The organism is Streptomyces sp. URMC 126, from assembly GCF_051386555.1.
Taxonomy (GTDB): domain Bacteria; phylum Actinomycetota; class Actinomycetes; order Streptomycetales; family Streptomycetaceae; genus Streptomyces.
This window is the reverse complement of sequence record NZ_JBPQTX010000389.1, coordinates 1-5,891: the sequence shown is the minus strand read 5'-3', so window position 1 is coordinate 5,891 and position 5,891 is coordinate 1. Positions and strand designations below refer to the sequence as shown.

Here is a 5,891-nt window from a genome sequence, read left to right as displayed (position 1 = left end):
GCTGACCGGGCGGCGCGGGTCCGGCGGCGCGGTCGACGACCGGGCGGGTGCCGGGTGTGGGGTGCGGGCGAGAGCAGGGGAGGGTGCCGGGGAACGTGAAGGGGCGGAGGGCCGACCGGGCTGCGGACCAGGCGGAAGGGAGGGGGACGGCGAGGGTGTGGCGGCCGGGGTGGTCGGTGCGCGGGGCGTCGGGAACGGTACGCCACCCGGGCGGGCTCGCGGGCGGCCGGGCGCGAGCACCGGAGCCGGAGGCGCGCGGCGCGGCGGCCGTTCTCCCGCCGTCGCCGCGGCCGTACTGCTGCCGGCCGGGGTGATGCTCGCCCTCGGCTTGTGGGGTCTGGACCGGGGGTCCGTGTGGCGTGACGAGGGGGCCACCCTCCTGGTGGCCCGCCGGTCGCTGCCGGAGATCGTCCGGCTGCTCCGCGACATCGACCTCGTGCACGGCCTCTATTACCTGCTGATGCACGCCGTTCTGGCCGTGCGCGACGACGAGGTGGCGCTGCGGTTGCCCTCCGTCGCCGCGGCGGCCGTGACGGCGGCCTTCGTCGCCGCGATCGGCTGCCGCCTCGCCCGCCCCCGGGTGGGCCTGTGGGCGGGGATGGCGTACGCGGCCACCCCGTTCGTCAGCCACTACGCGCAGGAGGGGCGTTCGTACGCCCTGGTCGCGGCGGGGGCGGCGGGCGCCACCTGGCTGCTGGTGCGGGCCGTGGAGGGGGGGTCCGGGCTCCGTTGGGCCGGCTACGGCGCCGTCGTCGCCGTCACCTCGCTGCTGCACGAGTTCGCCGTCCTGCTGCTCGTGGCGCACGGGCTGACGCTGTGGGCGTCCCGGGCGCCCTGGCGGACCTGGCGCGGCTGGCTGTGCGCCGCTTGCGTGGTCTGCGGAGCGCTGGCGCCCCCGGCCCTGCTGTCCCGACGGCAGAGCGAACAGGTCTCGTGGATCAGGACACCCGGGTACGCGGAGGCGAAGGGGCTGGCCTACGCCTTCGCCGGGCCTACCGGCCTCGTCGCCGGCCTGACCTTCGCCCTGGCCGTACTCGCACTGGTGGCGCCGCTGCCGCGGTCCGGTCCGCCCGGGGCGCGGCGGCTCCCGCTGAACGCCGTGGCCCTGCCGTGGGCGGTCGTCCCGCCCGTCCTCCTGTACACCGCGTCGCAGGGCGCGACGCCCCTGTTCCTGGACCGCTACCTGCTGTTCAGCCTCGCGGGCGTTCCGCTGCTGGCCGCGGCGGGGCTGGAGAGGGTGCTGAGGGTGCTGCTGGAGCAGCGGGTGTTGCCGGGGCGACGGGCGGTGGCGGCCGTCGGCGTGGTCGTGGTGGCCGTGGGGTTTCTGTGGCAGTTGCCCCAGCAGCGGCGAGAACGGCTGCCGGCGAGTCGTGGCGACGAACCCGCCGCCGTGGCACGGGTGCTCGGGCGGCTGGCGCGGCCGGGGGACGCGGTGCTGTTCCTGCCCCACCACGAACGGCGAATAGCCCTTTTCTACCCCAAGGAGTTCACCGGCCTGCGGGACCTGACGCTGAAGCGCTCACCCGCCGCCTCCGGAACGCTCTACGGCGAGGAGGTCGGGGCGGCGGAGCTGCGCCGGCGGCTGGCCGCACTCCCGGAGGGGCGGCCGGTGTGGGTGGTCTCCGACACCACCACGGTGGGCGGTCGCTGGTTCCGGGGCCGGCGCGCGGAGGTCGCCAAGACGCGGGTGCTGGGGGAACTGTGCCATGAGCGGCCGGAATCGACGGTGTATGTGCGCGGGGGGTCGGTCTCGCGGTACTCCTGCGGCCAAGGCCAAGGCCAAGGCCAAGGCCAAGGCCAAGGCCAAGGCCAAGGCGCGGTTACGGGCGAGGGCCGGGGCCGGGGCCAGGGAGGAGGGTGAGACCGGCGCGCGGGTGGTGGCGTGGGGGTCGGTGCCCGCCGGTGTGCCCGGCGAGACCCGTTCCCCGTGGGTCCCGATCACCGGCCTGGCGCGGCGTCCGCCCCCGTCCCAAGGCCCGAGCCGGGGGCGCCGCGCCGCCTCGTCTACTTCACCGCGCCCGCCATGACCCCGCTGACGAACTGCCGTTGGAAGGCGAAGAACACCGCCAGCGGCACGATCATGGAGAGGAAGGCACCCGACGCGAGGATGTCCACGTTGTCGCCGAACTGGCGGACCTGCTGCTGGAGCGCCACGGTGATCGGCGGGTTCCCGCTGTCCGCGAAGATCAGTCCGACCAGCATGTCGTTCCACACCCAGAGGAACTGGAAGATCCCCAGGGAGGCGATGGCCGGCCCGCCCAGCGGCAGCACCACCCGGAAGAACAGCCGGAACTCGCCCGCGCCGTCCAGCCGCGCCGCCTCCAGCAGCTCCCGGGGGATCTCGGCGAAGAAGTTGCGCAGCAGGAAGATGGCGAACGGCAGCCCGAACGCCGTGTGGAAGAGGACCACGCCCACGGTCGTCTCGAAGATGCCGAGGGTGTTGAAGAGTTTCGCCACCGGGATGAGGGCGACCTGGACGGGCACCACCAGAAGGGCCACGACGCCCATGAACCACCAGTCACGGCCGGGGAATTCGAGCCACGCGAAGGCGTAGCCGGCGAACGCGCCGACGAGGATGACCAGGGCCGTCGCGGGGACGGTGATGAAGGTGGTGGTGAGCAGCGAGTGCATCACCTTGTCGTTGTGGAACAGCGTGTCGTAGCTCGACGTCGTCAGCTGCCCCGGGTGGCTGAAGACCTGCCACCATCCCGAGGACGCGATGTCCGACCGGTCCCGGAGCGAGGAGAGGAGCAGTCCGACCGTCGGCATCAGCCAGAACAGGCCGACGGCGACGAGGAAGAACCGGGTGACGCCGCCGCCGAGGCGGGACGCCAGCCGGGCGGCCCGGGACCGCCGGGGCCGCACGGAGCCGACGGAGGGCGCGGGTGCGCCGGTGAGGGGGTCCGCAGTGGTCATCGCCGCCGCTCCTTACGCATGCGCCGGATGTTCACGATCACCACCGGCAGCACCAGCAACAGCAGGAGCACGGCGATGGCGCTGCCCAGGCCCTGGTTGACGGCCGTGCCGAAGGACGACTGGAAGAGCTGGAGTGCCAGCACGTTGGCGTCCGGCAGGCTGGAGCCCGGGGCGATGATGTACACGAGGTCGAAGATCTTCAGGACGTTGATCACCAGCGTGATGACGACGACCCCGAGCACGGGCGCGAGCAGCGGCACCGTGACGCGGCGGAAGACCTGCCACTCGTTGGCGCCGTCCACCCGGGCGGCCTCCAGGAGCTCGCGGGGCACGCCCGCCAGGCCCGCCGCGATGAGCACCATCGCGAAGCCGGCCCACATCCAGATGTAGGCGCCGATGATCGAGGGGGTGACCAGCGTCGGGCCGAGCCACTCGGCGCCGCGGTAGCGCTCGGAGAAGTTGTCCGCGGGGAGCCGCAGCGAGGCGCCGTCGGCCTTCTCCGGGAGTGTGAACGTCCCGTCGGCGGCGGTGGTGGCGGAGGCGACCGTCCGACCGTCCCGGACGGCCTGCACGGTGATGCCCGAGAGGGCCTTCTCGCCCCGGTCGATCCGGCCTGCCGTGCCGCCGCCGCCCCGGACGAAGTCCAGCCAGACGGTGCCCGTCACCTTCCCGGGCTCGGGCCGGGCGGGCACGGCGTCCCGCGCCCCCTTGGCGTCCTCCGGTTTCACCGCCACCAGCGGCACCGCCGCCGGGGTGCCCGCCCTCAGGACGGACTTGGACGTGAACGAGCCGCCGGAGGAGGCGGCGAGGTCGCCGTTGGGGCGCGGACGCGCGCCCGGGTAGGGCGCCGGGTCGGAGAAGGTGTCGTGGATGCCGACCCACACGGCGTTCGCCACGCCGCGGTCCGGGTCCTGCTCGTACACCAGGCGGAAGATGATGCCCGCGGCGAGCATGGAGATCGCCATCGGCATGAAGACGATCATCTTGAACGCCGTTCCCCAGCGCACCCGTTCGGTCAGCACGGCGAAGATCAGGCCGAGGACGGTCGCGACGCTGGGGGCGACGACCACCCAAATGACGTTGTTCTTCAGCGCGGTGCGGATCCGGTCGTCGGAGAAGACCTCGTGGTAGTTGTCCAGCCCCACGAAGCCGTCGCCAGAGGCGTCGAAGAAGCTGCGGTGGACGGACCAGCCGATGGGATAGACGACCAGCGCGCCCAGCAGGGCCAGCGCGGGCAGGAGGAACAGCGCGGCCACCCAGGGGCGGGTGCCGAGGACGGTCCGCCGTCCTCGCCGTCCGCGCGCCGGCGGCACGGTACCGGGGCCCGGTGGGACCCCCGTCGTGACGGAGCTCATGGGACCGGGCCCGTCAGTTCTTGAACGCCTTGGCCGCGTCGGCCTCCAGCCGTTGCTGGATGCCCGCCACGTCCGCCGGGTTCCGCAGGAAGTCCTGGAGGGCCTTCCACTCGCCCTGGCCGGGCTTGCCGCCGAAGGCCGCGGGCGCCTGGTCCGACATGTCGAACCGGAACGCGTCACCGGCCTCGACCAGCGCCTTGGCGATCTTCCGCTGGGTGTCGTCCGGGTAGGCGGCGAGGTCCAGGTTCTTGTTGGCCGAGACGAAACCGCCCCGGTGGGCCCAGACCTGTGCCGCGTCCGGCGAGGCCAGGAACGTCAGCAGCGCCTGCGCGGCCTGGCCGTCCTTGAGCGCCACGCCCACGTCGCCGCCGGTCACCACCGGCGCCCGGTCGCCCACCTTCGGGAACGGGAAGACCTTGGCATCCGTGCCGATCTTCGCCTTGGCGGCGGTGATGTTGGCCGCCGCGAAGTCCCCCTCGTAGACCAGGGCGGCCTTCGCCTTCTCGCCGCCGCTGAAGGTCTGTGTGACGGAGGTGGGGAACTGGGTCTGGAGCGCTCCGTTGTTGCCGCCCGCCAGCAGTTCCTTCTTGCCGAGCAGTTGGGCCAGCGTGGTGAGGGCGTCCTTCACGGACGGATCCGTCCACTTGATCTTGTGCGCGGCCAACTGGTCGTACTTCTCGGGGCCGGCCTGGGAGAGGTAGACGTTCTCGAACCAGTCGGTGAGCGTCCAGCCGTCCGCGCCGCCGACCGAGACCGGGGACACGCCGTAGTCGGCGATGGCCTGGGCCGTCTTCATCAGCTCCGGCCAGGTCGCCGGCTCCTTGACGCCGGCGGCGTCGAAGATCTTCGTGTTGTACCAGACCAGCGACTTGTTGCTGGCCTTGAAGTACACGCCGTACGGCTTGCCCTGGTGCGAACCGAGGTCCACCCAGCCCTTGGCGAAGTTCTTCCGCAGCTCCGCCGTGGCCTCGGCGGAGAGCGGTTTGAGCCAGCCCTTCTCCGCGAACTCGCGGAGGGCGCCGGGCTGTTGCAGGAGCGCGACGTCCGGCGGGTCGCCGCCCGCGACCTTCGAACCGATGAAGGCCGACATGTCGTCGCCGCTGGGGACGTACGACACCGAGGCGCCGGTGCGCTTGGCGAACTCGTCGAGAACCTTGGTGAAGTTGGCCTGCTCGGCGCCGGTCCAGACGGCGGTCACCTTGATCTTCTGTCCGTTCAGCTTGGGGAGCCGGACGGTGTTCGGTATGACGTCCGAGGAACCGGGCGCGGTGGCGTTCGGCTGCGCCCCATCCTTGTCGTCCTTGTCGTCACCGTCACCGCCGCAGGCCGCCGCCGACAGGGCCAGGGCGCCCGAGGCCAGTACCGCCAGCGCGCCGCGCGCCACGCGGCTCCTCCACAGCGTTGTACGCATTGCCGTCCCTTCCGTGCCCGGTCGCAGCGGACGGCCGCCTCGTACGTCGTCCCCCGTACGACCGCACTCCCGTGCGACAGTCCTACGCCGCCCCGGAGACGCCCGCAATAGCGGCTCCGGTGTCAACTCACCGATCGTGACCGGGATGTGATGTCGCGTGGACGAGGGGTGGAGGTGGCCGGGGCGGGGTCTGTCTCTTATACACACTC

General features: G+C 72.5%; 4 protein-coding genes. 1 reads left to right on the top strand and 3 read right to left on the bottom strand.

The window, feature by feature from the left end:
• Window positions 1–313 precede the first annotated feature (313 nt).
• Window positions 314–1,861: a glycosyltransferase family 39 protein gene (locus tag ACSNOK_RS29820; RefSeq protein ID WP_436783916.1), complete on the top strand. Its 1,548-nt coding sequence runs from the start codon at window positions 314–316 to the stop codon at window positions 1,859–1,861.
• 143 nt (window positions 1,862–2,004) lie between these two features.
• Here ACSNOK_RS29820 and ACSNOK_RS29815 read toward each other — a convergent pair whose 3' ends face one another.
• Genes ACSNOK_RS29815 through ACSNOK_RS29805 form a run of 3 tightly spaced genes read right to left on the bottom strand, consistent with a single transcriptional unit; the run spans window position 2,005 to window position 5,682 of the window.
• Entirely contained in the window at window positions 2,005–2,916 is a 912-nt protein-coding gene (locus tag ACSNOK_RS29815; protein ID WP_436783915.1) for a carbohydrate ABC transporter permease, read from the bottom strand.
• Window positions 2,913–4,271 carry a carbohydrate ABC transporter permease gene (locus ACSNOK_RS29810; RefSeq protein WP_436783914.1) on the bottom strand — a complete coding sequence of 453 codons (1,359 nt, stop codon included), beginning with the start codon at window positions 4,269–4,271 and terminating at the stop codon, window positions 2,913–2,915. Before ACSNOK_RS29810 ends, ACSNOK_RS29815 begins: the two co-directional genes overlap by 4 nt.
• A 13-nt stretch (window positions 4,272–4,284) precedes the next feature.
• Window positions 4,285–5,682, bottom strand: a complete 1,398-nt coding sequence (locus tag ACSNOK_RS29805; protein ID WP_436783913.1) for an ABC transporter substrate-binding protein — start codon at window positions 5,680–5,682, stop codon at window positions 4,285–4,287.
• Window positions 5,683–5,891 lie beyond the last annotated feature (209 nt).

What these genes read in the sequence shown, in the direction of transcription:
- ACSNOK_RS29820 (WP_436783916.1), top strand. Translation starts at nt 314, where the DNA reads ATGCTCGCCCTCGGCTTGTGGGGTCTGGACCGGGGGTCCGTGTGGCGT.
- ACSNOK_RS29805 (WP_436783913.1), bottom strand. Translation starts at nt 5,682, where the DNA reads ATGCGTACAACGCTGTGGAGGAGCCGCGTGGCGCGCGGCGCGCTGGCG.
- ACSNOK_RS29810 (WP_436783914.1), bottom strand. Translation starts at nt 4,271, where the DNA reads ATGAGCTCCGTCACGACGGGGGTCCCACCGGGCCCCGGTACCGTGCCG.
- ACSNOK_RS29815 (WP_436783915.1), bottom strand. Translation starts at nt 2,916, where the DNA reads ATGACCACTGCGGACCCCCTCACCGGCGCACCCGCGCCCTCCGTCGGC.